General features: G+C 70.1%; 28 protein-coding genes and 2 tRNA genes. 10 read left to right on the top strand and 20 right to left on the bottom strand.

Annotated elements, in window-relative coordinates; genetic code table 11:
• The 3 genes from ACO1X9_RS11540 to ACO1X9_RS11530 all read left to right on the top strand — a co-directional run.
• On the top strand, nt 1-1,385 hold a 1,385-nt coding region (locus ACO1X9_RS11540; protein ID WP_486350981.1), incomplete at its 5' end, for an ABC transporter permease.
• A complete protein-coding gene (locus ACO1X9_RS11535; RefSeq protein WP_486350980.1) occupies nt 1,385-2,143 on the top strand; it encodes an ABC transporter ATP-binding protein in 759 nt (252 codons plus the stop codon). The genes ACO1X9_RS11540 and ACO1X9_RS11535, both read left to right, overlap by 1 nt.
• A 59-nt stretch (nt 2,144-2,202) precedes the next feature.
• Nucleotides 2,203-2,790: a nucleoside/nucleotide kinase family protein gene (locus ACO1X9_RS11530; RefSeq protein ID WP_486350979.1), complete on the top strand. Its 588-nt coding sequence runs from the start codon at nt 2,203-2,205 to the stop codon at nt 2,788-2,790.
• An 8-nt stretch (nt 2,791-2,798) separates the two neighbouring features.
• Here the strand turns inward: ACO1X9_RS11530 and ACO1X9_RS11525 are convergent, their stop codons facing one another.
• The 7 genes from ACO1X9_RS11525 to ACO1X9_RS11495 form a co-directional block, all read right to left on the bottom strand.
• Nucleotides 2,799-3,419 carry a hypothetical protein gene (locus tag ACO1X9_RS11525; RefSeq protein WP_486350978.1) on the bottom strand — a complete coding sequence of 207 codons (621 nt, stop codon included), beginning with the start codon at nt 3,417-3,419 and terminating at the stop codon, nt 2,799-2,801.
• Nucleotides 3,420-3,490: 71 nt separating this feature from the next.
• Complete coding sequence (locus ACO1X9_RS11520) at nt 3,491-3,772, bottom strand: metallopeptidase family protein (RefSeq protein WP_486350984.1); 282 nt, start codon at nt 3,770-3,772, stop codon at nt 3,491-3,493.
• Between the two features lie 68 nt (nt 3,773-3,840).
• Entirely contained in the window at nt 3,841-4,290 is a 450-nt protein-coding gene (locus ACO1X9_RS11515) for a DUF2017 family protein (RefSeq protein ID WP_486350977.1), read from the bottom strand.
• Nucleotides 4,287-4,589 (bottom strand): ATP-dependent Clp protease adapter ClpS, encoded by a 303-nt coding sequence (gene clpS, locus ACO1X9_RS11510; protein ID WP_486350976.1) that lies wholly within the window; start codon nt 4,587-4,589, stop codon nt 4,287-4,289. Before clpS ends, ACO1X9_RS11515 begins: the two co-directional genes overlap by 4 nt.
• Nucleotides 4,590-4,612: 23 nt before the next feature.
• A tRNA-His gene (locus ACO1X9_RS11505) sits at nt 4,613-4,688 on the bottom strand.
• Nucleotides 4,689-4,716: 28 nt separating this feature from the next.
• Complete coding sequence (orn, locus tag ACO1X9_RS11500) at nt 4,717-5,340, bottom strand: oligoribonuclease (RefSeq protein WP_486350975.1); 624 nt, start codon at nt 5,338-5,340, stop codon at nt 4,717-4,719.
• A 9-nt stretch (nt 5,341-5,349) separates the two neighbouring features.
• The gene (locus tag ACO1X9_RS11495) at nt 5,350-6,174 is read right to left on the bottom strand and encodes an SGNH/GDSL hydrolase family protein (RefSeq protein WP_486350974.1); all 825 of its coding nucleotides are present in this window, start codon (nt 6,172-6,174) and stop codon (nt 5,350-5,352) included.
• Between the two features lie 127 nt (nt 6,175-6,301).
• Here ACO1X9_RS11495 and ACO1X9_RS11490 point away from each other — a divergent pair.
• Both ACO1X9_RS11490 and ACO1X9_RS11485 read left to right on the top strand, forming a co-directional pair.
• Nucleotides 6,302-6,374, top strand: a tRNA-Arg gene (locus tag ACO1X9_RS11490).
• Nucleotide 6,375: 1 nt separating this feature from the next.
• Entirely contained in the window at nt 6,376-6,765 is a 390-nt protein-coding gene (locus ACO1X9_RS11485; protein WP_486350973.1) for a BP74-related protein, read from the top strand.
• Here ACO1X9_RS11485 and ACO1X9_RS11480 read toward each other — a convergent pair.
• The 4 genes from ACO1X9_RS11480 to ACO1X9_RS11465 are packed head-to-tail and all read right to left on the bottom strand — an operon-like array spanning nt 6,762 to nt 9,503.
• On the bottom strand, nt 6,762-7,298 hold the full coding sequence (locus ACO1X9_RS11480) for a hypothetical protein (RefSeq protein ID WP_486350972.1): 537 nt from the start codon (nt 7,296-7,298) through the stop codon (nt 6,762-6,764). The two genes, ACO1X9_RS11485 and ACO1X9_RS11480, sit on opposite strands and share 4 nt — an antisense overlap.
• Nucleotides 7,299-7,330: 32 nt before the next feature.
• Nucleotides 7,331-7,564, bottom strand: coding sequence for a hypothetical protein (locus ACO1X9_RS11475; protein WP_486350971.1), 234 nt, complete (start codon nt 7,562-7,564; stop codon nt 7,331-7,333).
• 9 nt (nt 7,565-7,573) lie between these two features.
• Nucleotides 7,574-8,530, bottom strand: coding sequence for a DMT family transporter (locus tag ACO1X9_RS11470; RefSeq protein ID WP_486350970.1), 957 nt, complete (start codon nt 8,528-8,530; stop codon nt 7,574-7,576).
• Nucleotides 8,531-8,537: 7 nt separating this feature from the next.
• Nucleotides 8,538-9,503, bottom strand: a complete 966-nt coding sequence (locus ACO1X9_RS11465; protein WP_486350983.1) for an aldo/keto reductase — start codon at nt 9,501-9,503, stop codon at nt 8,538-8,540.
• A 154-nt stretch (nt 9,504-9,657) separates the two neighbouring features.
• On the opposite strand from ACO1X9_RS11465, the gene msrA reads away from it, so the two are divergent.
• Entirely contained in the window at nt 9,658-10,185 is a 528-nt protein-coding gene (gene msrA, locus ACO1X9_RS11460) for a peptide-methionine (S)-S-oxide reductase MsrA (protein ID WP_486350969.1), read from the top strand.
• Nucleotides 10,186-10,188: 3 nt separating this feature from the next.
• Here the strand turns inward: msrA and ACO1X9_RS11455 are convergent, their stop codons facing one another.
• From ACO1X9_RS11455 to ACO1X9_RS11435, 5 genes are all read right to left on the bottom strand, one after another.
• Nucleotides 10,189-10,578, bottom strand: coding sequence for a response regulator (locus tag ACO1X9_RS11455; protein WP_486350968.1), 390 nt, complete (start codon nt 10,576-10,578; stop codon nt 10,189-10,191).
• A gap of 244 nt (nt 10,579-10,822) precedes the next feature.
• The gene (locus ACO1X9_RS11450) at nt 10,823-11,479 is read right to left on the bottom strand and encodes a response regulator (protein ID WP_486350967.1); all 657 of its coding nucleotides are present in this window, start codon (nt 11,477-11,479) and stop codon (nt 10,823-10,825) included.
• Nucleotides 11,469-14,831, bottom strand: coding sequence for a PAS domain-containing hybrid sensor histidine kinase/response regulator (locus ACO1X9_RS11445; RefSeq protein WP_486350966.1), 3,363 nt, complete (start codon nt 14,829-14,831; stop codon nt 11,469-11,471). Before ACO1X9_RS11445 ends, ACO1X9_RS11450 begins: the two co-directional genes overlap by 11 nt.
• Entirely contained in the window at nt 14,828-15,202 is a 375-nt protein-coding gene (locus ACO1X9_RS11440; protein ID WP_486350965.1) for a hypothetical protein, read from the bottom strand. Before ACO1X9_RS11440 ends, ACO1X9_RS11445 begins: the two co-directional genes overlap by 4 nt.
• A 10-nt stretch (nt 15,203-15,212) precedes the next feature.
• On the bottom strand, nt 15,213-16,670 hold the full coding sequence (locus tag ACO1X9_RS11435) for a hypothetical protein (RefSeq protein WP_486350964.1): 1,458 nt from the start codon (nt 16,668-16,670) through the stop codon (nt 15,213-15,215).
• 311 nt (nt 16,671-16,981) lie between these two features.
• Between ACO1X9_RS11435 and ACO1X9_RS11430 the strand changes: the two genes are divergently transcribed.
• Both ACO1X9_RS11430 and ACO1X9_RS11425 read left to right on the top strand, forming a co-directional pair.
• Nucleotides 16,982-17,194 (top strand): methyltransferase, encoded by a 213-nt coding sequence (locus tag ACO1X9_RS11430; RefSeq protein ID WP_486350963.1) that lies wholly within the window; start codon nt 16,982-16,984, stop codon nt 17,192-17,194.
• Between the two features lie 193 nt (nt 17,195-17,387).
• Nucleotides 17,388-17,897 carry a single-stranded DNA-binding protein gene (locus ACO1X9_RS11425; protein ID WP_486350962.1) on the top strand — a complete coding sequence of 170 codons (510 nt, stop codon included), beginning with the start codon at nt 17,388-17,390 and terminating at the stop codon, nt 17,895-17,897.
• Nucleotides 17,898-17,976: 79 nt separating this feature from the next.
• Here ACO1X9_RS11425 and ACO1X9_RS11420 read toward each other — a convergent pair whose 3' ends face one another.
• The gene (locus tag ACO1X9_RS11420; protein WP_486350961.1) at nt 17,977-18,303 is read right to left on the bottom strand and encodes a DMT family transporter; all 327 of its coding nucleotides are present in this window, start codon (nt 18,301-18,303) and stop codon (nt 17,977-17,979) included.
• Between the two features lie 177 nt (nt 18,304-18,480).
• On the opposite strand from ACO1X9_RS11420, the gene ACO1X9_RS11415 reads away from it, so the two are divergent.
• Complete coding sequence (locus ACO1X9_RS11415; protein WP_486350960.1) at nt 18,481-18,942, top strand: DUF6993 domain-containing protein; 462 nt, start codon at nt 18,481-18,483, stop codon at nt 18,940-18,942.
• 61 nt (nt 18,943-19,003) lie between these two features.
• Entirely contained in the window at nt 19,004-20,686 is a 1,683-nt protein-coding gene (gene ettA, locus ACO1X9_RS11410; protein WP_486350959.1) for an energy-dependent translational throttle protein EttA, read from the top strand.
• Between the two features lie 56 nt (nt 20,687-20,742).
• Here the strand turns inward: ettA and ACO1X9_RS11405 are convergent, their stop codons facing one another.
• The 3 genes from ACO1X9_RS11405 to ACO1X9_RS11395 are packed head-to-tail and all read right to left on the bottom strand — an operon-like array spanning nt 20,743 to nt 23,905.
• The gene (locus tag ACO1X9_RS11405) at nt 20,743-21,663 is read right to left on the bottom strand and encodes a glycine betaine ABC transporter substrate-binding protein (RefSeq protein WP_486350958.1); all 921 of its coding nucleotides are present in this window, start codon (nt 21,661-21,663) and stop codon (nt 20,743-20,745) included.
• 56 nt (nt 21,664-21,719) lie between these two features.
• A complete protein-coding gene (locus ACO1X9_RS11400) occupies nt 21,720-22,604 on the bottom strand; it encodes an ABC transporter permease (RefSeq protein ID WP_486350957.1) in 885 nt (294 codons plus the stop codon).
• A complete protein-coding gene (locus tag ACO1X9_RS11395) occupies nt 22,604-23,905 on the bottom strand; it encodes a quaternary amine ABC transporter ATP-binding protein (protein WP_486350956.1) in 1,302 nt (433 codons plus the stop codon). Before ACO1X9_RS11395 ends, ACO1X9_RS11400 begins: the two co-directional genes overlap by 1 nt.
• Nucleotides 23,906-23,963 lie beyond the last annotated feature (58 nt).

Below are 23,963 nucleotides of genomic sequence, written 5' to 3'. Positions count from 1 at the left end.
GGATGCCGGTCGCCTACGTGCTCGCGAGGCTGCGGTTCCGCGGCAAGGGGGTGCTGCGCGCGGCGGTGCTCGTGCCGTTCGTGCTGCCGACCGTCGTCGTCGGCATCGCGTTCCGGGCGCTGCTGCGCGGCACCCCGCTCGACGGCACCGTCGTGGCGATCCTCGCCGCGCTCGTGTTCTTCAACATCGCCGTCGTCGCGCGCACCGTCGCCGTGTCGTGGGAGAGCCTCGACGGCAGGCAGGAGGAGGCGGCCAGGATGCTCGGTGCAGGGCCGGTGCGCGTGTTCGCGACCATCACCCTGCGGCGGCTTGCTCCGAGCATCGCGGCCGCGGCATCCGTCGTCTTCCTGTTCTGCTCCACCGCCTTCGGCACCGTGCTCGTGCTCGGTGGGGCGAAGTACGCGACGATCGAGACCGAGATCTGGCTGCTCACGACGCAGTTCCTCGACCTCCGTGCGGCGAGTGTGCTGAGCATCGCGCAGCTCGTCGTGGTCGTGGCGCTGCTCGCGGCGACGGGCGCGGTGCAACGTCGCGCTCACGCGCAGGGCCGCACGTTCGCCGCCCGCGCACCCCGGCGCACCGACATCCCCGTGGTCGCCGTCGCGATCGGTGTCGCCCTCGCGCTCGTCGTGCCGCTCGGCGCCCTCGTCGAACGGTCGCTGCGCGTCGCGGGGGAGTGGAGTGTCGCGAACTACGTCGCCCTCGCGAGCACCGGCAGCCGCAACGCCCTCGCCGTGACCCCGTGGGAAGCGCTCGGCAACTCCCTCGGGTTCGCCGCCGCCGCGACGGGCCTCGCGATGCTCGTCGGGTTGACGGCATCCCTCCTGCTCTCGCGCAGCCCGCGTTCCCCGGGCGCCCGCCGCGGACTCGAGCTGCTCGACGGCGCCCTCATGCTGCCGCTCGGGGTGTCGGCGGTCACCGTCGGCTTCGGGTTCCTCATCACCCTCAACACCCCGCCGCTCGACCTGCGCACGAGCCCCGTGCTCGTGCCGATCGCGCAGGCGCTCGTCGCCGTGCCGCTCGTCGTGCGCACCCTGCTGCCGGTGCTGCGCAGCATCGGGGGTCGGATGCGCGAGGCCGCCGCGATGCTCGGGGCCTCGCCGGCGCGCGTGCTGCTCACGATCGACCTCGGCGTCGCCGCGCGCGCGACCCTCGCGGCGACGGGACTCGCGTTCACCGTCGCGCTCGGCGAGTTCGGCGCGACGACGTTCCTGTCGCGGCCCGACGCGGCGACGCTCCCGGTCGTCATCTACCGCCTGATCGGGCTGCCCGGGGGCGACAATGCCGGGATGGCGACGGCGGCGTCGGTCGTGCTCGCGGCGGTGTGCGTCGCGGTCGTGGCACTCGTCGAGCGACTGCGGGTGACGACGGCGGGAGCATTCTGATGGGACTCGAGACACGGAACGCCACGGTGCGCTTCGGGGCGACGACGGCGGTGGATGACGTCAGCCTGAGCGTCGCGACGGGTGAGGTGTACGCCCTGCTCGGTGCATCGGGAAGCGGCAAGTCGACGCTGCTGCGGGCTATCGCGGGACTCGAGCCGTGCACGGGCGACATCCTCTGGGATGGCGAGTCGGTCGTGCGGGTGCCGCCGCATCGGCGCGGGTTCGGGCTGATGTTCCAGGACGGGCAGCTGTTCCCGCATCTCGACGTCGCGGGGAATGTCGGCTACGGGTTGCGGGTCTCGGGAACGGGGGTCTCGACACGCGGCTCCGCCGCTACTCGACCACCGAAGGGGGAGAGCACCGCTACTCGACCACCGAAGGGGGAGAGCACCGCTACTCGACCACCGAAGGGGGAGAGCACCGCTACTCGACCACCGAAGGGGGAGAGGGTCGGGGAGCTGCTCGAGCTCGTCGGGCTCGCCGGCTTCGAGATGCGTCGCGTGACCGAGCTCTCCGGCGGGGAGCAGCAGCGCGTCGCCCTCGCCCGGTCGCTCGCCGCCTCGCCGCGACTCCTGCTGCTCGACGAGCCGCTCTCGTCGCTCGACCGCGAACTGCGCGAGCGCCTCGCGGGGGAGCTGCACGACATCCTGCGCGCCGCCGGAACGACGGCGATCCTCGTCACCCACGACCACGACGAGGCGCGCGTCATCGCCGACCGCATCGGCGTGCTCGAACACGGTCGGCTCGTCGATCGGTGATCGCGACACCCGATCGCGGGTCTGGGGTACGCGAGCACCCGGCGGATACTGTGAAACCCATGACGGCCGGGGCACCTCCGCGCACGAGCGAGGTTCTGGCGACCCGCATCCGTGCCGTCGCCGCCGACCGCGGCATCACGCGACTCGTCGTGCTCATCGACGGGCACTCCGGGTCGGGCAAGACGACCCTCGCGACCCAGCTCGCCGAGGCGCTCGACGCCCAGCACGTGCCGCTCGACCTGTTCTACCCCGGCTGGGGTGGGCTCGAGGTCGGCAGCGCGATGGTGAAGGGCGTGTTGGATGCCACCGCGCCCGGGTACACGCGCTGGGACTGGGAGCGGATGGCCGCCGCCGAGCGGGTCGAACTCGACCCCGTACGTCACATCGTCGTCGAAGGGTCGGGCGCGATGAGCCGCGCCAACCGTGCTCTCGCGACGTTCGGCATCTGGATCCGACTCGATCAGGCGGAGCGCAAGCGTCGCGCCCTCGCGCGCGACGGCGACGGGTACCTCGACCACTGGGACCGCTGGGCCGCGCAGGAGCAGCACTTCTTCCTGCGCGAGCGGCCCGATGCGCTCGCCGACGCCCTCATGGACGGCCGTACGGGCCAGGTCGCGTTCCGCGCCGACGCGTCGGCGACCGCCTAGCCCAGGGGTTACTGGCGCGTCCAGACGCTCATGATCGGGCTGCCTTCGGGCTGCGTCGACATGAGCGCTCCGTCGCACGTCACGAGGAGGGGCACACCGTCGCTGCTCTCCGGGATGTCGGCGCTCGAGGGTGGCGACTCGACTCCGTTGATGACGCTCGTGGTGGTGACGACGATGTCGGACTCCCAGCCGGAGAACGTCGCCCAGTCGTCGGACTCGAGCGTCCAACCTCCCGACGCGAACCCCGACTGCAGCTGGAGGGTCTGCAGCACCAGCTCCTCATCGGCCTGGATCGTCACCGAGTAGGTGACATCCGAGGTCCACGCCATCCGGTCGGGCGTGACGGTGAGTCCGACCGCACCCGAGGCGTCGGTCGCGATGACCTCCGCGCCGGAGGACTCCATCTGCTCGCCGAGCGCCCGGGCGACCGCGAGCTCGTCGAGATCCCAGTCGCCGATCATGCACTCGGCCGTCGCCCCGCCACCGGCGAGCTCACCTCCGGTCGAGCCGTCGCCCGTGTCGTCGCCGGTCCCGGTGCCACCCGTCCCTCCTGTGCCGGCCGAGCATCCGAGGAGCGTGAGCAAGGTCGCGGCTGCGAGCCCGGTGGTGATGACGAGTCGACGCTGCATGGGGTTCCTCCCGATCGATGCTTCACCGTATCGACGCGTCACCCCGGGGGATAGGTTGACACGTCTCGAGCTCAGCCCCAGCCGAGCTCGTGCAGCTGCTCGTCGTCGATGCCGTAGAAGTGGGCGATCTCATGCACGAGCGTGATGTGCACCTCGTCGCGCAGCTCGTCGAGGTCGGCACAGGCTTCGAGCAGCGGCTCGCGGTAGAGCACGATGCGATCGGGCAGCTCGCCGAACCCGTAGCGGTCGCGCTCGGTCAGCGCGACGCCTTCGTAGAGTCCGAAGAGGTCCATCGACCCGTCGGCCGGGCGGTCTTCGGTGACGAAGACGACGTTCTCGAGCCCGTCGACCATCTCGTCGGGCAGCTCGTCGAGCTCCTCGATCACGAGCTTCTCGAACTCCTCCGCGGTGAGCGACAGGGTCACGGGTCCTCCAACAGCACGACGAGCGACTCCTGCAGGTGCCCGAGCCACGTGTACACCTCGCCGGCGGGGGTGTCGGGGATCTCGTCGTCGTCCGACCGGATGCCGAGGCGGTCCGCGATGACGAGACGCAGGTCGGTGAGGAGCGGCAACCAGCGCTCGGCGTCCGACGGTGGGAGCCGCACGGTCTCTTCGTCGAGCGCGAGAGACACCTGGGCGGCGTTCGCAGCCTTGCGGTCGACCAGCCCTGCCCGCGTGTAGCGGCTGAACTCGTCGGACGCCGCCTCGTCGTCGCGGTAGGCGGCGGGGAAGAGCCGCACGTGCGCGGGGTCGTCGCCCGGCGTGCCGCTGACGACCTCGAGGTACTGGTCGACGAGTGAGCGCAGCACACCCGCCTCGCCGTCGGCGAACTCGAGCACGATCATCGTGTCGCGGCGCGAGACCCTCATCCGTCGCTCGCCTTCGAGACCGTCGCCCACAGGCCGTACTCGTGCATCGCCTCGGTGTGGCGTTCCATCTCCTCGCGTGGGCCGGTCGCGACGACGGCGCGACCCTCCTCGTGCACGAGCATCATGAGTCGCTCGGCCTCGGGTTTCGCGAAGCCGAAGTAGGTGCGGAAGACGTGCGAGACGTACGACATGAGGTTCACCGGATCGTTCCAGACGATCGTGACCCAGGGGATGTCGGGTGAGACGACGGTGCCCGTCTGCTCGACGACATCGGGTGTCGGAGCCCCCGTGCTGAGCACGGGAGCTGCCGACTCCGACAACATGGGGCGACCGACGGGACTTGAACCCGCGACATCCGGCACCACAAGCCAGCGCTCTACCAACTGAGCTACGACCGCCATGCGTCGCATATGCGACCCGATGATCTTACGGCACCCAGGAGCGCCATGCCTCCACCGTGGCGGTGGCGGCCGACTGCGCCTGCTCGGAACTCGGACCGGGCTCGGCGATGAAGAGAGCGCGCCGGTAGTAGTCGAGCTCGCGGATCGACTCGAGGATGTCGGCGAGTGCCCGGTGCCCGCCGTTCTTCGCCGGCGCCTGGAAGTACACGCGCGGGAACCAGCGGCGGGCGAGCTCCTTGATGCTCGAGACATCGACGCTGCGGTAGTGCAGGTGCGCGTCGACGCGCGGCATGTACTTCGCGAGGAACGCGCGGTCGGTGCCGATCGTGTTACCGGCGAGCGGCGCGGTCTGCGGCTCGGGTACGAAGCGCAGGATGTACTCGTTGATCTGGTACTCCGCGTCGGCGAGACTGACGCCGTTCGGGATCTCGTCGAGCAGCCCGCTCGTCGTGTGCATCGTGCGGACGATGTCGTTCATCTGGTCGAGCACGGGTTGATCGGCCTTGATGACGATCTGGAGTCCGGGGTCGACCGGCACGAGGTCGTAGCCGGTGATGATCACCGCCACCTCGACGAGCTCGTCGACCGCGAGGTCGAGGCCGGTCATCTCGCAGTCGATCCAGACGAGACGGTCGGTGTTCGCTGCCACCCCGCGAGTCTAGTTCGGGGCGCCCACTCTGTCCGGCGCAGGCTGCCCGACCGGCGAGAGAGCGGTGACCGGAGCCGGATGAGGCTGCTTCGGGCCTCGGCCGTCCCCACTCGACACCTGGCGCACCCGGCGCACGAGCCACGGCAGCGCGTGGCGTCGGAACCACACCGCCGTCGGCAGGCGCGGGCTCGGCGGAGGCTCGGTGTGCGACGGAGGGGCGGGGATGTCGAGCGCTCGGCAGGCCGCGTCGAGCAGGGCGAGGTGGCCGCGGGTGGAGGGATGCAGCCGGTCCTCCGACCACATCCCGCGGTCGGCGAGCCCCGGGATCGTCCAGAGGTCGAGCACGAGGCAGCCGTGCCGCGCGGCGATCGCGTACATGTGCGCGCTGAAGGCGGCCGCGCGACCGCGGAGCATGCGCAGGTAGGGGGAGAATCCGGGGTCGTAGGCCGTGGCGAGCAGCACGGTCGCCCCACACGCGGCGAGTTGCGCGACACCGGTGTCGAGCTCGGCGGCGAGGGCATCCGGATCGGGGCGCAGCGCCGACAGGTCGTTGCCGCCGACGAGCACCGAGACGAGGTCGGCCCGCATCGCGATCGCGGCGGGGATCTGGTCGGCGACGACGTGGCGCACCCGACGGCCGCGTACGGCGAGGTTGGCGAACTCGAGCCGCGGGCCGCCCGCCGCCCGTTGCCGGCGATCGAGCTCGAGCGCGAGCCGGTCGGCCCAGCCGAACCACGGCTCCCCGTCGCCGAGGACGGGATCGCACCATCCTTCGGTGATCGAGTCTCCGAGGGCGGCGAAACGTGTCCAGCGCGGGGTCGTAGCGTCCGTCACGGCACCAGTGTGGAGGGGCTCGGGATGCCGTGGTGCGTGTCGCGAGCCCCAGCGCCGAGACGTCACGGAGAGTTCACCGGACGCCCGCACTCGTTCACCGGCGCGGGGCTCCCTAGACTGGCGGCGGCCCCCTGTAGCTCAGTGGATAGAGCATCCGGTTTCTACCCGGCTGGTCGGGAGTTCGAATCTCTCCAGGGGGACGTGAACACGAGGACCGTCGCCCGGGCCGCGCTCGTCGCCGTCGTCGCCTCGCTCGCCCTCGCCGGGTGCGGGCCCCAGGGGAATCCGGTCGCGACGTTCGACGTCGTCGGCGAGCAGTACAAGATCGAGCTCGCGACGCCCGAGCTCGTCGCCCACGCCGAGGCCCTGCTCGCAGGTGAGGAGGTCGCGTCGATCCCGCTCGGCCGCGTCGTGCGTGACGATCCCGGGCCCAACGCCCCGTGGTCGTGGCACATCGACCCCGCGACGCTCGAGTTCGCCGAGATCACGATCGAGGTGTGCGACGGCCTCCCGTCCTACGTCGAGGACGAGACCGTCACCTCGCCCGACTTCTGCCCGTGGAGCGCGGAGATCGTCTCGATCGACCGTTAGGTCGTCGGGGCGGGCTTCTGCAGCTCCTCCACGGGGACGTTCTCGTAGTCCCAGCGGTCGAGGTCGGAGCCGAAGAGCTGCTTCGCCCGACGCGGATGCCGTACCCACTCGACGAGACGGTTCTGGTATTCGCCGAGGGTGGCATCCGAGGTCAGCCCGAAGTTGACCGAGTTGACGCGCATCGCCTCGAGTTGATGCGCCGCCCAGTCGGCGGCGAGGTCGGCGCCCGGAACGGGGAGGAGCCGCGCCGCGACGTGCGCCTCCGTCGCGACCTGTTGCGCGTGCTCGCGCGCCTCCGGCCCCTGGCTGTGCCAGCGGGCGGCGTTCTGACCCGCGCTCACAAGGGCGGCGACCGCCGCGACGCGCGTCTCGAAGTCGCGCTGAGCGACGAGGCGTTTGATGCCGGAGCGTCCGATGGCGGCGGCGATGATGCCGGCCAGCACGATCGCGACGAACGGGATGATCGCTCCCGACAGGAGGCGCCAGCCGTCGTCGGAGGTGATCCAGTCGACCAGGTCGTTCCACCAGTTCATGCCCGGACCCTAACCCCGGGTGAGGGGAATGCTCACCCGAAACGCAGCGCGTCGGCGGCATCCGTCGCCGTGCGGAACCGACCCAGCGTGCGGAACCCGCGCTCGCGCACACTGAACCGCATCGCCCGGAACTCGCCGTCCGCGTCGGTCTCGAGGTGCCCGAGGAGCGCGCCGGTCAGCCCGACGACGCGCCACTTGCCGCTGGCGAGCGGCACGACGCGCACGCCCGGCGTGCGCACATCGAGAGCAGTCGCGGGGAGGTTCACATCTCGAAGCTACGTTCGACCACCGACACTCGGCACGGCCGGGAGAACGAGCTCCGCATCGACCACGGTCTTCGTCGCGCGAGCGGTCTGCGCGAGCAGGATCCCCGCGAGGACGACCGCGGCGCCCACCAGTCCGAACGTGTCGAGCGATTCGCCGAGCCACACCCAGGCGACCGCGAAGGCGAACACGACCTCCGACGAGTCGACGACGCCCGCCGCCGTCGCGGTGAGGTGCTTGAGCGCCGTGAAGGACAACCAGAACGGAAGGAACGACCCGACGACGACCGTGGCGACGAGCGGGATCGCGAGCGGCAGCATCCACTCGCCCCACTGTCCGCCGAGCTCGACCGGCGCGGCGAAGGTCGCGGTGTCGAGCTCCCACCAGCCGCTGAAGAACGCCCAGAACGCTGCGGCGAAGAGCGTCGTCCAGAACGCGACCGCGAGCGGCGACGTGCGGGCCACCTGGCGCTCGCCGACGACGAAGTAGATGGTCAGGCTCACCGCGGCGATGAGCGCCATGACGACGCCGAACGGATCGAGCCGTGCCTCCCAGGGTCGCGCGACCGCGACGAGCCCGAGCAGGACGAGCCCGATGGCGACCCACAGCCGTGGCTTGACGCGCTCCCGGAACACGAAGAACGCGACGAGGGCGACGAACAGCACGGCCAGGTACTCGAGCAGGAGTGCGATCCCGACCGGTAGCAGCGCGATCGCGGCGGCGTAGCCCGCCTGCAGCACGGCGACGCCGGCGATGCCGAGCACGGCCATCACGGCGAGCATCCGGGGCGAGAGGAGGAACGCCTTCCGGTCGGTGAGCAGCAGGATGACGCCCGCGATCACGGCGGCTCCGAGCGTGCGGAACTGCGTGAGCTGCGTCGCCGTCAGCCCGCCTTCGATGAGGAGCTTCATGAGGCTCCCATTGGCGCCGAAGAGCAGCGCGCCGATCAGCGCGTAGAGATAGCCCACGCGCGGGTCAGCGACCGAGGCCGTCGACGGCGTGCGGCTCGATCGCCGCGAGCTCGTCGGCGGTGAGTGCGGGCGCCTCGAGCGCGCCGAGGCTCGCCTCGAGTTGCGCGACGCTCGACGCCCCGATGAGCGCACTCGTCACCTGCGCGTGCCGCAGCACCCAGGTGAGGGCGAGCTGCGCGAGCGACTGCCCGCGCTCCTTCGCGATCGCCTCGAGGGCCCGGGCGTGCCGGAGATAGTCGTCGGAGATGTTCTTCTCGCTGATCCAGCGACCTTCGGCGGCGCGCGAATCCGACGGGATGCCGTCGAGGTAGCGGTCGGTCAGCATGCCCTGAGCGAGCGGGGAGAACACGATGCTGCCCGCGCCCACCTCGTCGAGCACCGGGAACAGGCCGTGCTCGATGTGCCGGTCGAACATGTTGTACCGCGGCTGGTGGATGAGCAGCGGCACCCCCTCCGCGGCGAGGGCGGCTGCGGCGGCGCGGGTCTGCTCGGGGGAGTAGTTCGAGACGCCCGCGTAGAGCGCCTTGCCGCTGCGCACCGCGTGGGCGAGCGCGCCCATCGTCTCCTCGATCGGCGTCTCGGGGTCGGGGCGGTGCGAGTAGAAGATGTCGAAGTAGTCGAGTCCGGTGCGGGCGAGCGAGGCGTCGAGCGACGCGAGGAGGTGCTTGCGTGATCCCCACTCGCCGTACGGGCCGCCGAACATGTCGTAGCCGGCCTTGCTCGAGACGATGAGTTCGTCGCGGTGGGGTCGGAAGTCTTCGGCGAAGATGCGGCCGAAGTTCTTCTCGGCACTGCCCGCGGGCGGACCGTAGTTGTTGGCGATGTCGAAGTGCGTGACCCCGAGGTCGAACGCGTGGCGCAGGATGGCGCGCTGCGTGCTGAGCGGCCTGTCGTCGCCGAAGTTGTTCCAGAGGCCGAGCGAGATCTCGGGGAGCAGCAGCCCCGATCGCCCGGTGCGGGCATAGCTCATCCGCTCGTAGCGGTCGGCGGCGGCGGAGTACGGCTGGATGAGGGGGGAGGGCACCCGCTCAGCCTAGGAACTTTCCCGACGTCTCGTGGGTTGCATCCCGTGCGGCGGCGCAGTTCACTCCGAACTCCGAGCCGCAGAAAGTAGGGTCCTCCCCATGCGCACTTTCGTTCTCGCCGGCGGCTGCTTCTGGTGTCTCGACGCCGTCTACCGCACCCTCAAGGGCGTGCACGACGTCGTCTCGGGTTACACCGGGGGCGAGACGGCGAACCCGTCGTACGAGGCGGTCTGTACCGGCCGCACGGGCCACGCCGAGGCGGTCAAGGTCGTCTTCGACGAGACCGTCATCCCCGAGTCCGTCATCCTCGACGTGTTCTTCACCCTCCACGACCCGCGCCAGCTCAATCGGCAGGGCAACGACGTCGGCACGCAGTACCGTTCGGCGATGTTCTACACCTCCGACGAGGAGAAGGCCCGCTACGAGGCGTCGCTCGAGCGCGCCGCCGAATACTGGGACGGCGGGATCGTCACGACCCTCGAGCCCCTCGGAGACTGGCACGACGCCGAGGAGTACCACCAGGACTTCTTCGCCAAGAACCCCACCCAGGGCTACTGCCTCGCCGTCGCCCTGCCGAAGGTCAACAAGGTGCGCAAGTCGTACGCGGAGTACGTGCTCGCGTTGTAGGGCTCAGGGGACGGTCGCGGCGCTGGCCGTGGAGACTGCCTCGAGGAGAGCCGAGGCGTCGAAGGGCTTGTCGAGAACGGCCCGCACGTTCGGGCGTGACGCGGCGGCCTGCACCTGATCGGGGACCCCCGACATGACGACGACGGGCGTGGCGGGATGCGTCTGCGCGATCCAGTCGAGGAAGCGTCGGCCCGTCACGCCGGGCATGACGAGGTCGGTGACGACCACGTCGATGTCGGTGGTGTCGAGCCGACCGCGAGCCTCCTCGGCGTCGCAGGCACCGACCGTGTCGGCGCCCCGGGTGCCGAGCGCGAGTCGGCAGATGGCGACCACGTCGTCGTCGTCGTCGACGACCAGCACGCGGATGCCGGTGAGGTCGATTCCTGATCGCATGCCGTCCTCCTCCGCTCGGGGCCCTGTCGCCTCGAGAATCGGGCCGTTGCGGCGGCCCGGCGTGGGCCCGACCACGGTCCCCCGACTGCGGTCGGGCCCATGCGCTGGATCCGTCATCCCCTCGGTTCGGATCCGGCGAGTCCCCCGAATCGCCGACGCATTTCGCCTGGATTCAGCATCCTCCGCCGCGCTCCGCGCCGCAATCGAGGCAGCCCCGCGATGTTCGGTAGAGCGAACGCGAGTCTCAGCGCACGCGCACCCGGCCCTGCTGCCAGAGCCGCAGCGCCGCGACCCGCGGGTTGGAGGTGTCGTCGTGCAGGCCGAGCGCCGCATAGAGCCGCGCGATCATCGTCTCGGCGGCGCGCACCGACGTGCCGCGGTGCTCCGCGATCGCGCGGGTCGTCATGCCTCCGGCGAGCATCCGCAGCATCTCCGCCTGGGCGGGCGTGATGGCGACGGTGTCGGGGCCGGTGGTGGGCGACGTGCCCTCGTCCCCCGCGCGGCGACCGGTGAGAGCCTCGTGCACGGCGGAGGTGATGTCACCCACGTGGCGCAGCCGCGACTTGACGAGGTAGACGAGGTCGTCGGGCAGAGCGTCGGCGTCGCTGACGGCGAGCTCGGGCGAGATGTGCGAGGTGAGCACGACGAGCGCGATCCACGGCTGCTCCGCGGCCACCCGTCGGAGCAGCGGGGCGCCCGAGACGCCGTCGCCGAAGTCGAGGTCGCTGATCAGGGCGTGCACGTCGGCAGCGGCCAGCAGGTCCCACGCCGCGTCAGGCTCGGCAGCTGTGCGCACCTCGAATCCCTCGGCGCGCAGGCCGTCGCCGACGAGGGAGCGGGTGAACGAGTCGTCCTCGGCGACGACCACGGTCAGGCCCGCCCCGGGCTGCTCAGTGGTCATCCAATGCCTCCCGGAGTGTGCGGAGGAGGGCATCGGTCGTGAATGGTTTCGCGATGAAGTGAGCGACCCCGAGTTCGCGCGTCCGTACGACGCCACCGTTCGCATTGAGACCGCTCGCGGCGACCACTCGGATGTCCGGATGATGCTCGACCAGGTACTTCGCGGTGGCAGCACCGTCCATGACCGGCATCATCATGTCGGTGAGGACGAGGTCGATGGGTTCGCCGCCCGACTCGATGAGATCGATGGCCTCCCGGCCGTTGCTCGCTTCGACTGTCACGTAGCCGTACGCGACGAGCGTCTGCCGCACGATCTGTCGGATCGCCGCCTCATCGTCGACGACGAGGATGCGCTCGCCGACGCCGCGCGGCACCTGGCCGGCCGACTCCTCGGGCGCAGGGGCCGAGGGGGCGATGTCGGATGCGGGGACGTGCAGTTGGAATCGCGAACCCTTGTCGGGCTCGCTGTACACCTGGATGTAGCCGCCGTGGCTGCGCGCGATCGCCATCGACGTCGGCAGGCCGAGTCCGGTGCCCTCGCCCTGAGGCTTCGTGGTGAAGAAGGGCTCGAACAGTTTCGACATGGTGTTGGAATCCATCCCCGTGCCGTGGTCCTCGACGTCGATGGTGACGTACCGTCCCGGCGGCGCGAGGCTCGTGACCGCGCGGTATTCCTCGGCCAGGTGCATGTTGCGCGCACGGATGGAGATGGTGCCGCCGTCGGGCATCGCGTCGCGCGCGTTGGTGACGAAGTTCATGAGCACCTGCAACAGCTGGGTGTGGTCGCCGACGATCGGCCAGAGCTCGCCGTCCACCTTCGCGTCGGCGACGACGGACTTCGGCAGAGTGTCGCGGCAGAACGCGACGAGGTCGTCGACGAGGTCCTCGACGTGCAGAACAGCACGTTCGCCGTCGATGCCGCGAGCGAACGAGAGCACCTGCCTGATCATGTCCGCGCCCCGTTTGACCGCGGCATTCATCGTGTCGAGCAGCGAGAGCCGTGCGGGGTCGGTCTCGCCGGTGCGCAGAAGCTGCACCGACATGAGGATGGGGGTCAGCACGTTGTTGAGGTCGTGGGCGATGCCGCCCGCGAGGGTGCCGAGGCTCTCCATCCGCTGCGCCCGGACGCTCTGCTCCTGTTGGCGGCGGGTCTCCGTCACATCGGCGTTGACCGCGAACACCCCGGTAGGCACGCCGTGATCGTCGACGATGAGCTGCCACCGGCACTCCACGATCAGAGGCGTCCCATCGCGCCGCACTTGCCGCAGCTCGCCTGTCCAGTATCCGTCGCGCAGCACGTGGGCGTGGGCGGCCTCGTACGGGGCGCGGTCGGAGTAGACCGTGTCGACCACCGATCGTCCGATGACCTCGTCCGCGGTCCAGCCGTACAGGTCCTCGGCGGCGCGGTTCCAATAGCTGATGACGTGGTCGAGGTCGCGCACGAGCATGGCGTCACGCGCCGCGTCGAGCAGACGGCGCTGCAAGCCGAGGCGGCGGTTCTGCTCCTCGAGCTCGGCTCGTGCGCTCTCGCGCTCGCTGACGTCCTGGAAGTAGACCATCACGCCCTCGTCGGTCGGGTAGGCGGTGATGTCGAACCAGGTCCCGAGCTCCGGGTAGAAGTCGTGGGCGTTCGACACCACGCGCGCGTCCATGGCGCGCCGGTAGGCCCCACCGAAATCGGTCTCGTCGAGACCTGGGTACAGCTCCCACAGCACCTCGCCGAGTGTCTCCGTGCGCGGCTTCTGCATGAAGCGCTCGCCGGCGTCGTTGACGAAGGTGATGCGCCAGTCGTGGTCGAAGAAGACGACACCGTCGCGGATCTGGTTGAGCGTGGTCTGCAGCCGCAGCTCGAGAACGCGCGCCGCTTGGCGGGCCGCGAACTGCGCGGTGATGTCCAGGTCGACACGGATGACACGGATGGCCTCCGCATCGCCCCGCAGGGTCTGGAGTCTCGACTCGACGACGAGGGCGCGTCCGTCGCGATGACGGGTCGCCAGCTCACCTGACCAGCGGCCCCGGGTTCGCATCGAGCGGCGCAGCGAGTCGGGGACTTCGTCGCCGACGAGTTCGAGTAGGGAGTGACCGATTGCCTCGCTCCGGGACCAGCCGTAGAGCTGCTCCGCGCCGGTGTTCCAGGACTCGACCGTGCCGTCTGCGGAGCAGACGATCATCGCGTCGCTCGTCGCTTCGATGAGCCCGGCCTGCCATTCGAGCTCACGCGTGTACTCGGCGATACGGTCGCGCCGCTGCTGGTCACCCGTCACGTCCCGGAGCACCGCGGCGATGCCGTCGTCGGTCGGCGCGACCGAGATCTCCAGCCAGATCCCGAATCGCTCGGAGTAGGTGCGAACGGTTCCGGGCTCGCCGTCGGCCATGACGGCGCGGTACAGCTCCCCGACCTCGTTGTCCGTGATCTCGGGAAAGAGCTCCCAGACCGTGCGCGCCTCCGCCTCGGACGCCTTGACACCCGACGTGGCGGTGGCTGCTCTATTGAGGAACGTGAGTCGCCACTCGCGGTCGAGGAAGACGATGCCGTCGGGCATCTGGTCGAGGGTCGAGCGCAACCTCTTCTCGGCCCGCAGTCGTTCCTCCTGCTCGGCGACGGCGCTGCTGATGTCGATGAAGCCGCCGTGGATGCGCACCACCGCGCCGTGCTCGTCGCGCACGGCCTCGCCGATGACCTGGATCACCACGTCGCGAGCGGCAAGGGTTCGAGCCGAGAGGAGCAGCTCGACAGGGTGGCCCGATCGCGTGGACGCCTCGATCGCGGCCTCGAGGCGCGCGAGGTCGGTGGGGTCGACGAGTCGGCGGCTGAGCTCTTCCGGAGACCCGTCGGCCGGGGTCGCGTCGAGGAGGCCGTACAACTCGGGCGACCAGGAGAACTGCGCACCGTCCACCTCGAGCGACCACCCCGCGAGGCGACTGAGGCGGCTCGCGATGCGCAGCAGCGTCGTCACGCGATCGCTTTCGGCCAGCGCATCCCGGAGCGGTCCGAGGTCGCGCGCGACTCCGAGGATCGTGGTCACGGCGCCCGAGGCGTCTCGAACGGGGAACTTGGTGACGTCGGCGGAGAAGGTGCGACCGTCCTTGGCGACGACCCGGGTCTGGTAACGACGCCGTTCCCCGCGCAGGACCGCGTCGAAGTGCTCCTCGACCCGCCGGAGGTCGCTCGGGTCGATGACGTCGCGGAACCCGAGGGTCGTCAACTCCGCCAGGTCGTACCCGGTGAGGGCGCAGAGCGACTCGTTCGCGGTCGTGAACCGGCCCGCGAGGTCGAGTTGGTAGATCGCATCGCTGTTCGCGGAGAACAGCCCGCTCGCAGCGACCGCGTCGAGGCGAGCGGGCTCGATCATGCGCTCGTACGGGCTATGCCCACGGCGCGCTCCACGCCTCGCTGAAACGCCTCGAGTTCGACCGGCTTGACGAGCTGGACCGCCCCGGAGACGACCGTCTCGGGGTCACCGCTCAACACGACGACCGCCGCCCTCGGACGCAGGAGTGCGACGTCGGCGAGCCGCGCCTCGAGAGCCTGCCCGGGGAGGTGGCGATCCATCACGCAGAGTTCGACGGACATCCGGGCGAGCGCGTCCCGCTCGGCTTCGGCATCTGCGGCCTCGACGACCGTCCAACCGTCGGATTCGAGCGCCATTCCGACGACGCGACGAACGAGACCATCGTCGTCGGTGACGAGAGCGATTCGATTCGGGCCAGGCCGCTCGACCATGCGCGTGAGTCTAGCCGCGACCCTCGGGTGCGCCACCCCCCTCTCCGGGGCGGGCCTCTCGCAGGTCGCCGCTCACGGCGAGCGCTTCCAGGTCGCGCGCGACGGCCTCGAGGTGGTCGAGCACCGAGGCCGTGATGAAGGCGGTGCGTTCGGCATCGGGCCGAGGCTCCGCCGCGGCGTGGAAGCTGAGCGCCATGGCGCACGCGCTGAGGCGGCCCTGGATCGGACCGTGCAGCAGTTGCGCGACGTGCGACCGCACGCGCTGCTCGTCGGTCTCGCCGCGCGCCTCCAGGTGGCGGCGTTCGGTTCGGAGGCGGGTGATCTGCACCCGCACGGCCTCGTTGGCGCGGCGGAGGCCGATGATCGTCGGGACGATCGCGGCGGCGAGGCCCGCGACGACGGGGAACAGCGCAGCGGCGATGGCGACCTCGGCGTCGACCAGGTCGCCGAGGACGAGCGTCGTCACCGCGCCCAGGGCGCCCGCGGAGGTCACCCGGAGCACGAAGGCGAGGAGTTGGCTCGTCAGCGACCGCAGGGTCACGCGCTGCTCGACGAGCGAGCCGACCGACACCACGGCGACGCTGGCCGCGATCCCCGCGGCGACCGGGATCGCGGCGACCGGACCCCCGACGTGCAGAGCGCTGGGAAGCAGGAGGGTCGCCATCCCGACGGTCATGACTCCCGCCACCCGGAACGGTCGCTGCTGGCTCACGGCGATCGCCGCCCACAGCGAGACGCGCGGCTGGGGCTCGGTGACGCTGCCCGACCCGTGCCGTCGTGGACCGTGGACGATGCGCGCCGTCTCCTCGACGATCCCCGTGATCCGGGCGCCGATCTCTCGCGTGGCCGCGGCGTCGAGACTCGAGCCCAGCCGCAGCAGCCGCACCCGTACCTCCTCCACCGCGGGTGCGACCCCGGCGCGCAAGGCGTCGAGCAGCTGAGCTCGCAGGCCCCCCTGCCGTGCGTCGTCGCGCGCTTCCGCTTCGATGAGGGCGCGCTGCTCGGCGTCGCGTCGTCCGAGCAGCTCACGGCGGACGTCGAGCTGTGCGAGCGTGTAGCCGAGCGTGGGCATCCACGCCCAGGTGACGAGCAGCCAGAATGCGATCCGGTACCCGAAGTCCGGCGACACGTCGGCGAACGCCGCCGCCCATGCTCCTCCGATCAGCCCCCGGCCGACGCCGATCCCCGTCCACAGCAGGAAGCGGATGAGCAGGCGATTCGTGCGGGGAAACATGCGTTGGGTTGCGAGGGCGGCCACAGCGAGGAGGCCGTCGAGCGCCTGTTGCACGAGCGCGGAGGCCAGCACGAACAGGAACGACGCGAACGGCGTGGTCGCTTCCTGCACGATCACCAGCACGGTCGCGGGAACGAGGGTGCCGAGCCAGCCGGCCAGGTTGATCGACGTCGGTCCGGTGAGGCTTCGAGAGAGCGACGCCCACGCGGCGCGAGCGTGCACCGGGGTGCTCATGCGAGCATTCTCCACTCCTCGTCGAGTCTGTGTCCTGCGACCCCCGAAGAGAGGTCGGCCCCGTTCACATCCTGTTCGCGGAGCCGACCGTGGCGCTGGGCCTCGCGCTGGGAGCGAGGTCCGACGGTTCCCCCGAACCGTCAGGCACCTTTCCTCAGCCAACCTGACGCATGCGGTCGCCTGCCGCAATGCGACGGTCTCTCGGATGTTCGCAGGAGCGAACGTCCGCCGTCCGCGATCCGCGCGAGCGCTCCTGAGTGCCTCCTGTCAACCCGCACCGCGAGCCCGTCTGCAGAGCTAGCGTCGGGGTCATGTCCGAGAACACGACCATGTCGGGGCAGCGCTGGGTGGCCTTCGGGCCCGCGGGAGCCCTGGGCTCCATCCACCGCACCGACTCAGGATTCCTCGTTCGCCTGCTCGACAGTTCAGAGGAGCGCGAGTACCCGTCGCTCGAGGTCGCGAAGAGCGCCCTCATCGCGACACTCCCGGCCGGCAGCGACCGGCCCGAGTTCCGCGAACACTGATCCGCGAGCACTGATCCCCGGAGGACGCCGCCGTCCTCCCCATACGCCGACGCCCGGCCACGATCCGCAGATCGTGAGCCGGGCGTCGTCGTGCGTGCGCGCCGTCGTCACAGTGGGGTTCTCGGATGCCGGCGTCGCCTCACGGCACGGGTCGGCCCGGCATCCGAGTCCACCCACGACAAGGAGACCTCGGATGTCCGACACCATCACCCTGACCGGCATCGTCGCCACGGCGCCGAAGCACATCGTCACGAGCGAGAACCTGCAGATCACCTCGTTCCGCCTCGCCTCGACCCAGCGACGCTTCAACCGCGTCGAGCAGAAGTGGGAAGACGCCGATACCAACTGGTACACCGTCACCGCCTTCCGCAACCTCGCCGCCCACGCGATCGGCTCGATCCTCAAGGGTCAGCGGGTGATCGTGACCGGACGGCTCCGCATCCGCGACTGGCAGACCGACGAGAAGTCGGGCACGTCGATCGAGGTGGACGCCGACGCGCTCGGCCACGACCTCACCTTCGGTACGTCGGAGTTCACCCGCACGCCCGCCGCCACCTCGACGCCCGACACCGCGGAGAGCGCGGCCGCCGCGGAGGCGGTTCCCGACGGCCCCGACGCGCCGGAGCCCGAGGTCGGCGCCTCGGTCGACGACCTCGCCGAAGCGCGGGCGAAGCGCCCGAGCGAGTTGCCCGTGCCGTTCTGACCGAACGGGATCGATCGACCCCGAGGGTCGTCAGCACCGTGGCCGATTCCGCTTCGATCTTCCGAGGCTGACCTGCGGCTCAGTGCTCGACGTCGCTCACGACCTTGAGCCCGACGACGCACGCGACGAGCCCCAGGATGAGCAGCACCTTCGCCACGGTCACCGCCTCGGCACCGCTGAACATCGCGTACACGACGGTGAGCGCGGCGCCGATCCCGACCCACACCGCGTAGGCCGTGCCGGTCGGGATGTCGCGCATCGCGAAGGCCAGCCCGCCCATGCTGAGCACGAGGCCGACGCCGAACACGACGGACGGCCACAGCTTCGTGAAGCCCTCGCTCTTGCCGAGCGCGGTGGCCCACACCGCCTCGAGCACGCCGGACAAGATGAGGATGATCCAGGACATGACCGAACCCTTCGGGCCAGTCGTGTCTGTCCGGGTACTGGGTGCCCTCGTCCGGTCGGCGCCCTTCGCGCCGTCGCTCCACGCTAGTCCGGCGGCCTGGGCAGACCCTGCGCACGTCGCGCCGCCCGTAGACTCGTGCCGACCCGGATCCGACGGGTCGGACGGGGAGTTCTTGGCATGCGCAACCGGATCGTCGGCGCCGGCGTCATCGCGGCGCTCGCCGCTCTCCTGCTCGCGGGCTGTGTCGATGCTCCCGAGCCGACTCCCGAGCCCACGACGGAGCCGACCTCGGGGCCGGTCGAGCCCACCGAGCCCGAGCTCGACCTCGAGGGCACGGCCGGCGACAACCTCGAGTACTTCGACGCGGTCAACGCCGAGCTCGTCGCGGCAGGGGGCGCGCTCGACGGCCGGGCGTTCATCGACAACCTCGTGGCCGCGGGCTTCGCGAAGACCGACATGGAGGTCACGAACGACGTGACCGCGATCAACGGCACGGCGGACAACATCCAGTTCGCCGTGCGCCTCAACGGCGGATGCCTCATCGGCCAGTACGGCAACGTCGGCTACCAGTCGACGACCGCGCCGCTGCTCGCCACCGGCCGCTGCCTCGTCGGGCAGACCCGCCTCATCGACTGGTAGCCCTTCCGCGCGGCATCCGTCGCCGTCGAGCACGACGCGCGCACGCTCCTAAGCTGGAGTCATGGCCGAATACATCTACTCGATGGTGCGCGCCCGCAAAGCGGTCGGCGAGAAGCTCATCCTGGACGACGTCACGATGGCGTTCATCCCCGGCGCGAAGATCGGCATGCTCGGCCCCAACGGCGCGGGTAAGTCGACGAACCACAAGATCATGGCGGGACTCGACCAGCCCTCGAACGGCGAGGCGAAGCTCACGCGCGGCTACACCGTCGGCATCCTCATGCAGGAGCCTGAGCTCGACGAGTCGAAGACGGTGCTCGAGAACATCCAGGAAGGGCTCGCGATCAAGGCGAAGCTCGACCGGTTCAACGAGATCTCGGCCCAGATGGCCGAACCCGACGCCGACTTCGACACGCTGCTCGCCGAGATGGGCGTGCTGCAGGAGGAGATCGACGCCGCCGACGCGTGGGACCTCGACTCCCAGCTCGAGCAGGCGATGGATGCCCTCCGCACCCCGCCGGGCGACTCCGCCATCCCGCAGCTCTCGGGCGGTGAGAAGCGGCGCGTCGCGCTCGCGAAGCTCCTGCTGCAGAAGCCGGATCTCCTGCTGCTCGACGAACCGACCAACCACCTCGACGCCGAGAGCGTGCTCTGGCTCGAGCAGCATCTCAGCTCCTACAAGGGCGCCGTGATCGCGATCACCCACGACCGGTACTTCCTCGACAACGTCGCGGAGTGGATCGCCGAGGTCGATCGCGGACGCCTCTACCCGTACGAGGGCAACTACTCGACCTACCTCGAGAAGAAGGGCGAGCGCCTCGAGATCCAGGGCAAGAAGGATGCCAAGCTCGCGAGGCGACTCAAGGAGGAGCTCGAGTGGGTGCGCTCCAACGCGAAGGGTCGCCAGGTCAAGTCGAAGGCACGCCTCGCTCGCTACGAGGAAATGGCGGCCGAGGCCGACCGCACGAAGAAGCTCGACTTCGAAGAGATCACGATCCCGCCCGGACCGCGGCTCGGCAACGTCGTCATCGAGGCGAAGAACCTCGAGAAGGGCTTCGACAAGCGCGGCAAGCTCATCGACGGACTGTCGTTCACGCTTCCGCCGAACGGCATCGTCGGCGTCATCGGCCCCAATGGTGTCGGCAAGACGACGCTGTTCAAGACGATCGTCGGCCTCGAGCCGCTCGACGGCGGCGAGCTCAAGATCGGCGACACCGTCAAGATCTCGTACGTCGACCAGAGCCGCGCCAACATCGATCCGAACAAGACGCTGTGGGAGGTCGTCTCAGAAGGGCTCGACATCATCACCGTCGGCAAGGTCGAGATCCCGTCGCGCGCGTACGTGTCGAAGTTCGGCTTCAAGGGTCCCGACCAGCAGAAGAAGGCCGGAGTGCTCTCCGGTGGTGAGCGCAACCGCCTCAACCTCGCGCTCACCCTCAAGGAGGGCGGCAACCTGCTCCTCCTCGACGAGCCCACCAACGACCTCGACATCGAGACGCTCTCGAGCCTCGAGAACGCCCTGCTCGAGTTCCCCGGCTGCGCGGTGGTCATCACCCACGACCGGTGGTTCCTCGACCGGATCGCGACGCACATCCTCGCCTATGAGGGCACCGACGAGGACCCGGCGAACTGGTACTGGTTCGAGGGCAACTTCGAGTCGTACGAGGCGAACAAGATCGAGCGTCTCGGACCGGAGGCGGCCGCGCCGCACCGCGCCACCCATCGCCGCCTGACGCGCGACTGAGCAAGCCACAAGGGCCGCCCGGATTCCTCCGGGCGGCCCTTGTGCTGTGGTGGCGCTCAGTCGAGCAGGATGCCCTCGAAAGCATCCGGGTGCGCCTCGAGCCAGGCGTCGATCGCCTCGGCCTCGTTGCCCTCGCCGAACTCGTTGACCACGAGGTCCTCGAGCGCGCCGTACTGCGCGTCGTCGAGCTTGATGTTCGCGATCAGCTCCGCGGCCTCCGGGAACTCCTCCGCGAAGCCGGCGGTGCCGAGGAAGTGGAGCGCCTCGGAGTCACCCATGGCACCCTGCGGGTCCTCGAGGTCCTTGATGTCGAACGCCGAGTTGGCCCAGAACGGCCGCCACAGGGTGACGACGATGTCCTCGCCGGCGTCGATCGCGTTGCCGAGCTCGGTCAGCATCGCCGCGGTCGACGAGGTGACGAGCTCGTACTCGCCGTCGAGCCCGTAGGCGGGCATCATCGAGTCCTGCGTGATCCCGGTGAGACCCGCACCCGGCTCGATGCCGATGATGCGACCGCCGAAGCGGTCGGCGTTGCCGGCGAGCTCATCGAGCGACGAGATGTCGGTGTACGACGGCACCGCGATGGTGAGCTTCGCGTTGTCGTAGTACGCGCCGAGGTCTTCGATGTCGTCGCCGTACTCCGTCATGTAGTCGGCGTGCGTGACCTCGGGCCAGGCCGACGGGTAGATGTCGACGTCGCCGTTGGCGAGACCGGTGTACAGCGGCGCCGCCTCGGTGAGCGTCTCCATCTCGACCGTATAGCCGAGCTTGGTGAGCTGGTCCTCGAGCAGGTAGGCGGTGCTCAGACCGTCGGTCCAGCTGGGGATGAAGCCGAGGGTGATGGTGCCCTTGTCGTCGCCGTTCCCGCCGTCGTTGTCGGCGGGGGCGCCGGCGGCGCAACCGGCCAGGGCGACCGTGAGGCCCAGAGCACCTCCGATCACGGCGCCGCGGCGTGCGAACGTGCGTCGGTTCGTCATGTGAGTGTCCTCTCTTGTTGGGATTCCCGGAATGCGGGTCTGGGGAGCGCGGAGGCTCAAGCTGCGGCGCGGGCGCGACGGCCCGCGATCATCGCGCGCAGCGAAGTCGGGTGATCGGCAGGAGTGCCGAGCGCGGAGGTGACGCGGTCGAGGAAGATCGCGAGGATCACCACGCTCAACCCCGCTTCGACCCCGCGGGGCACGTTGAGCGTGGAGACGGCGGCGACGACCTCCTTGCCGAGACCGTCGGCGCCGGCGATGCCGGCGATGACCGCCATCGACAGCGAGAGCATGATGACCTGGTTGATCCCGGCCATGATGGTCGGCGCCGCGAGCGGCAGTTGGATGCCGCGCAGGATCTGCCCCGGCGTCGCGCCGAAGGCCTGCCCCGCCTCGACGCGCTCCGAGTCGACGCCGCGGATGCCGAGCTCGGTGAAGCGCACCCCGGGAGGCAGCGCGAAGATGATCGTCGCGACCACGCCGGGCACGACCCCGATGCTGAAGAACGTGATCGCGGGGATCAGGTACACGAAGGCGGGCATCGTCTGCATGAAGTCGAGCACGGGGCGCAGCACGGCGCTCGCGCGGTCGCTCTTGGCCATGAGGATGCCGGTGGGCACCGCGATCACGACGGCGATCAGCGCCGCGACGAGCACGAGGGAGAGGGTCTGCATCGACGTCTCCCACTGGTCCATCGCGACGATGAGCAGGAAGGTGACGACCGTGCCGACGGCGAGCTTCCACGACCGCAGCCCCCAACCGATGAGCGCCAGCACGAGGATCAGTGCGACCGGTGGGACGACGAGCAGCACCGCCGTGAGCGAGTCCACCATCCACTCGAACGTCGTGTCGACGGCGTCGAACAGCGCCCCGAGGTTGGCCTTGGCCCAGTCGAGCGCGGCGTCGACCCACTCTCCGACGGGCAGGCGGAAGCCGTCCATCAGCGCACCTCCTCGGTCGTCGTGGGCTCGTCGTCGGACGCGCCGAGCGCGAGCGCCTCGTCGATCACGGTGATCGGGATCGGCGGACCCGGCAGTGTGATCTCGCCCGTCGCCGTCGAGACGGGTCCAAGCGCGGCGAGCAGGGTGACGCGCGGGATGACGCCGACGAGGCGGCCGTCGGCATCCGTCACCGCGAGCGGCAGCGGCGACTCGACGGAGGGCACGAACAGATCCACGAGCACGTCGTCGACGCTCACCGCCTGCGGTACCGGGCGCAGGATCGCGCTCAGCGCGTTCTCGCCTCGCTGCACCTGGCGCAGGGCGTCACGGTCGCGCACCATCCCGAGCAGGCGCCGGTCGCGACCGACGACGTAGACCGCGGAGGAGTACCCGTCGCGCATCGTGCGCAGTGCCGTGCGCGGGCCTGCGCTCTCGGCGACGGTGAGTCGGGGGCGCTCCATGACGTTCGCGGCGGTGAGCACGCGCGCGCGGTCGACATCCTGCACGAACTGGGCGACGTAGTCGGTGGCCGGGTCGGTGAGGATGTCTTCGGGGGTGCCGATCTGCACGATGCGACCGTCCCGCATCACCGCGATGCGGTCGCCGAGGAACATCGCCTCGTTGAGGTCGTGCGTGATGAAGACGATGGTCTTCTGCAGGCGGGCCTGCAGGTCGAGCAGCTGCTCCTGCATCTCCCGGCGGATGAGCGGGTCGAGTGCGCTGAACGCCTCGTCCATGAGCAGGATGTCGGTCTCGGCGGCGAGCGCGCGGGCGATCCCGACGCGCTGCTGCATCCCGCCGGAGAGGGCCGAGGGACGTGAGTCGCCCCATCCGTCGAGCCCGACGAGTCGCAGGAACTCCTCCGCCTTCGCGGTGCGCTCGACCTTTCCGACGCCGCGCAGCTCGAGCGGGTAGGCGATGTTGTCGAGCACCGTGCGGTGGGGGAGCAGCGCGAAATGCTGGAAGACCATCGACACGCGTTCGCGGCGCACGTCGCGGAGGCGTGCCGGGGCGACGCCGGTGATCGACTCGCCCCCGATCGTGATCTCGCCGGCGGTGGCGGGCTGCAGCCCGTTGAGAGTGCGGATGAGCGTCGACTTGCCCGACCCGGAGAGACCCATGACGACGAAGATCTCGCCGCGTCGCACGTCGAAGGACGCGTCGATGACCGCAGCCGTCGTCGACGGATCGAGGTCGTCGCGGTCCGCGCCGTCGCGCAGGCGCTCGACGGCATCCTGGGGTCGACGCCCGAAGACCTTGTAGAGCCCTTCGGCGCGCAGGGCGATGTCGCTGTCGGTCACGTTTCTCCGCTCCCGCAGCCTTGAACGCTGCGGGACTCGGTCACGGTCCGGGCGGACG

This window comes from Pseudolysinimonas sp., from assembly GCF_057350545.1.
This window is presented reverse-complemented; position numbering and strand designations above follow the sequence as displayed.

Excerpts from the sequence above, each read along its gene's own strand:
- ACO1X9_RS11450 (WP_486350967.1), bottom strand. The coding sequence starts at position 11,479 with ATGACCACTGAGCAGCCCGGGGCGGGCCTGACCGTGGTCGTCGCCGAG.
- ACO1X9_RS11405 (WP_486350958.1), bottom strand. The coding sequence starts at position 21,663 with ATGACGAACCGACGCACGTTCGCACGCCGCGGCGCCGTGATCGGAGGT.
- ACO1X9_RS11415 (WP_486350960.1), top strand. The coding sequence starts at position 18,481 with ATGCGCAACCGGATCGTCGGCGCCGGCGTCATCGCGGCGCTCGCCGCT.
- ACO1X9_RS11445 (WP_486350966.1), bottom strand. The coding sequence starts at position 14,831 with ATGATCGAGCCCGCTCGCCTCGACGCGGTCGCTGCGAGCGGGCTGTTC.
- msrA (WP_486350969.1), top strand. The coding sequence starts at position 9,658 with ATGCGCACTTTCGTTCTCGCCGGCGGCTGCTTCTGGTGTCTCGACGCC.
- ettA (WP_486350959.1), top strand. The coding sequence starts at position 19,004 with ATGGCCGAATACATCTACTCGATGGTGCGCGCCCGCAAAGCGGTCGGC.
- ACO1X9_RS11515 (WP_486350977.1), bottom strand. The coding sequence starts at position 4,290 with ATGAGGGTCTCGCGCCGCGACACGATGATCGTGCTCGAGTTCGCCGAC.
- ACO1X9_RS11530 (WP_486350979.1), top strand. The coding sequence starts at position 2,203 with ATGACGGCCGGGGCACCTCCGCGCACGAGCGAGGTTCTGGCGACCCGC.
- ACO1X9_RS11535 (WP_486350980.1), top strand. The coding sequence starts at position 1,385 with ATGGGACTCGAGACACGGAACGCCACGGTGCGCTTCGGGGCGACGACG.
- ACO1X9_RS11480 (WP_486350972.1), bottom strand. The coding sequence starts at position 7,298 with ATGAACTGGTGGAACGACCTGGTCGACTGGATCACCTCCGACGACGGC.
- ACO1X9_RS11440 (WP_486350965.1), bottom strand. The coding sequence starts at position 15,202 with ATGGTCGAGCGGCCTGGCCCGAATCGAATCGCTCTCGTCACCGACGAC.
- ACO1X9_RS11520 (WP_486350984.1), bottom strand. The coding sequence starts at position 3,772 with ATGGTCGACGGGCTCGAGAACGTCGTCTTCGTCACCGAAGACCGCCCG.
- ACO1X9_RS11455 (WP_486350968.1), bottom strand. The coding sequence starts at position 10,578 with ATGCGATCAGGAATCGACCTCACCGGCATCCGCGTGCTGGTCGTCGAC.
- ACO1X9_RS11420 (WP_486350961.1), bottom strand. The coding sequence starts at position 18,303 with ATGTCCTGGATCATCCTCATCTTGTCCGGCGTGCTCGAGGCGGTGTGG.
- ACO1X9_RS11425 (WP_486350962.1), top strand. The coding sequence starts at position 17,388 with ATGTCCGACACCATCACCCTGACCGGCATCGTCGCCACGGCGCCGAAG.
- ACO1X9_RS11430 (WP_486350963.1), top strand. The coding sequence starts at position 16,982 with ATGTCCGAGAACACGACCATGTCGGGGCAGCGCTGGGTGGCCTTCGGG.
- ACO1X9_RS11465 (WP_486350983.1), bottom strand. The coding sequence starts at position 9,503 with ATGAGCTATGCCCGCACCGGGCGATCGGGGCTGCTGCTCCCCGAGATC.
- ACO1X9_RS11525 (WP_486350978.1), bottom strand. The coding sequence starts at position 3,419 with ATGCAGCGTCGACTCGTCATCACCACCGGGCTCGCAGCCGCGACCTTG.
- ACO1X9_RS11435 (WP_486350964.1), bottom strand. The coding sequence starts at position 16,670 with ATGAGCACCCCGGTGCACGCTCGCGCCGCGTGGGCGTCGCTCTCTCGA.
- ACO1X9_RS11400 (WP_486350957.1), bottom strand. The coding sequence starts at position 22,604 with ATGGACGGCTTCCGCCTGCCCGTCGGAGAGTGGGTCGACGCCGCGCTC.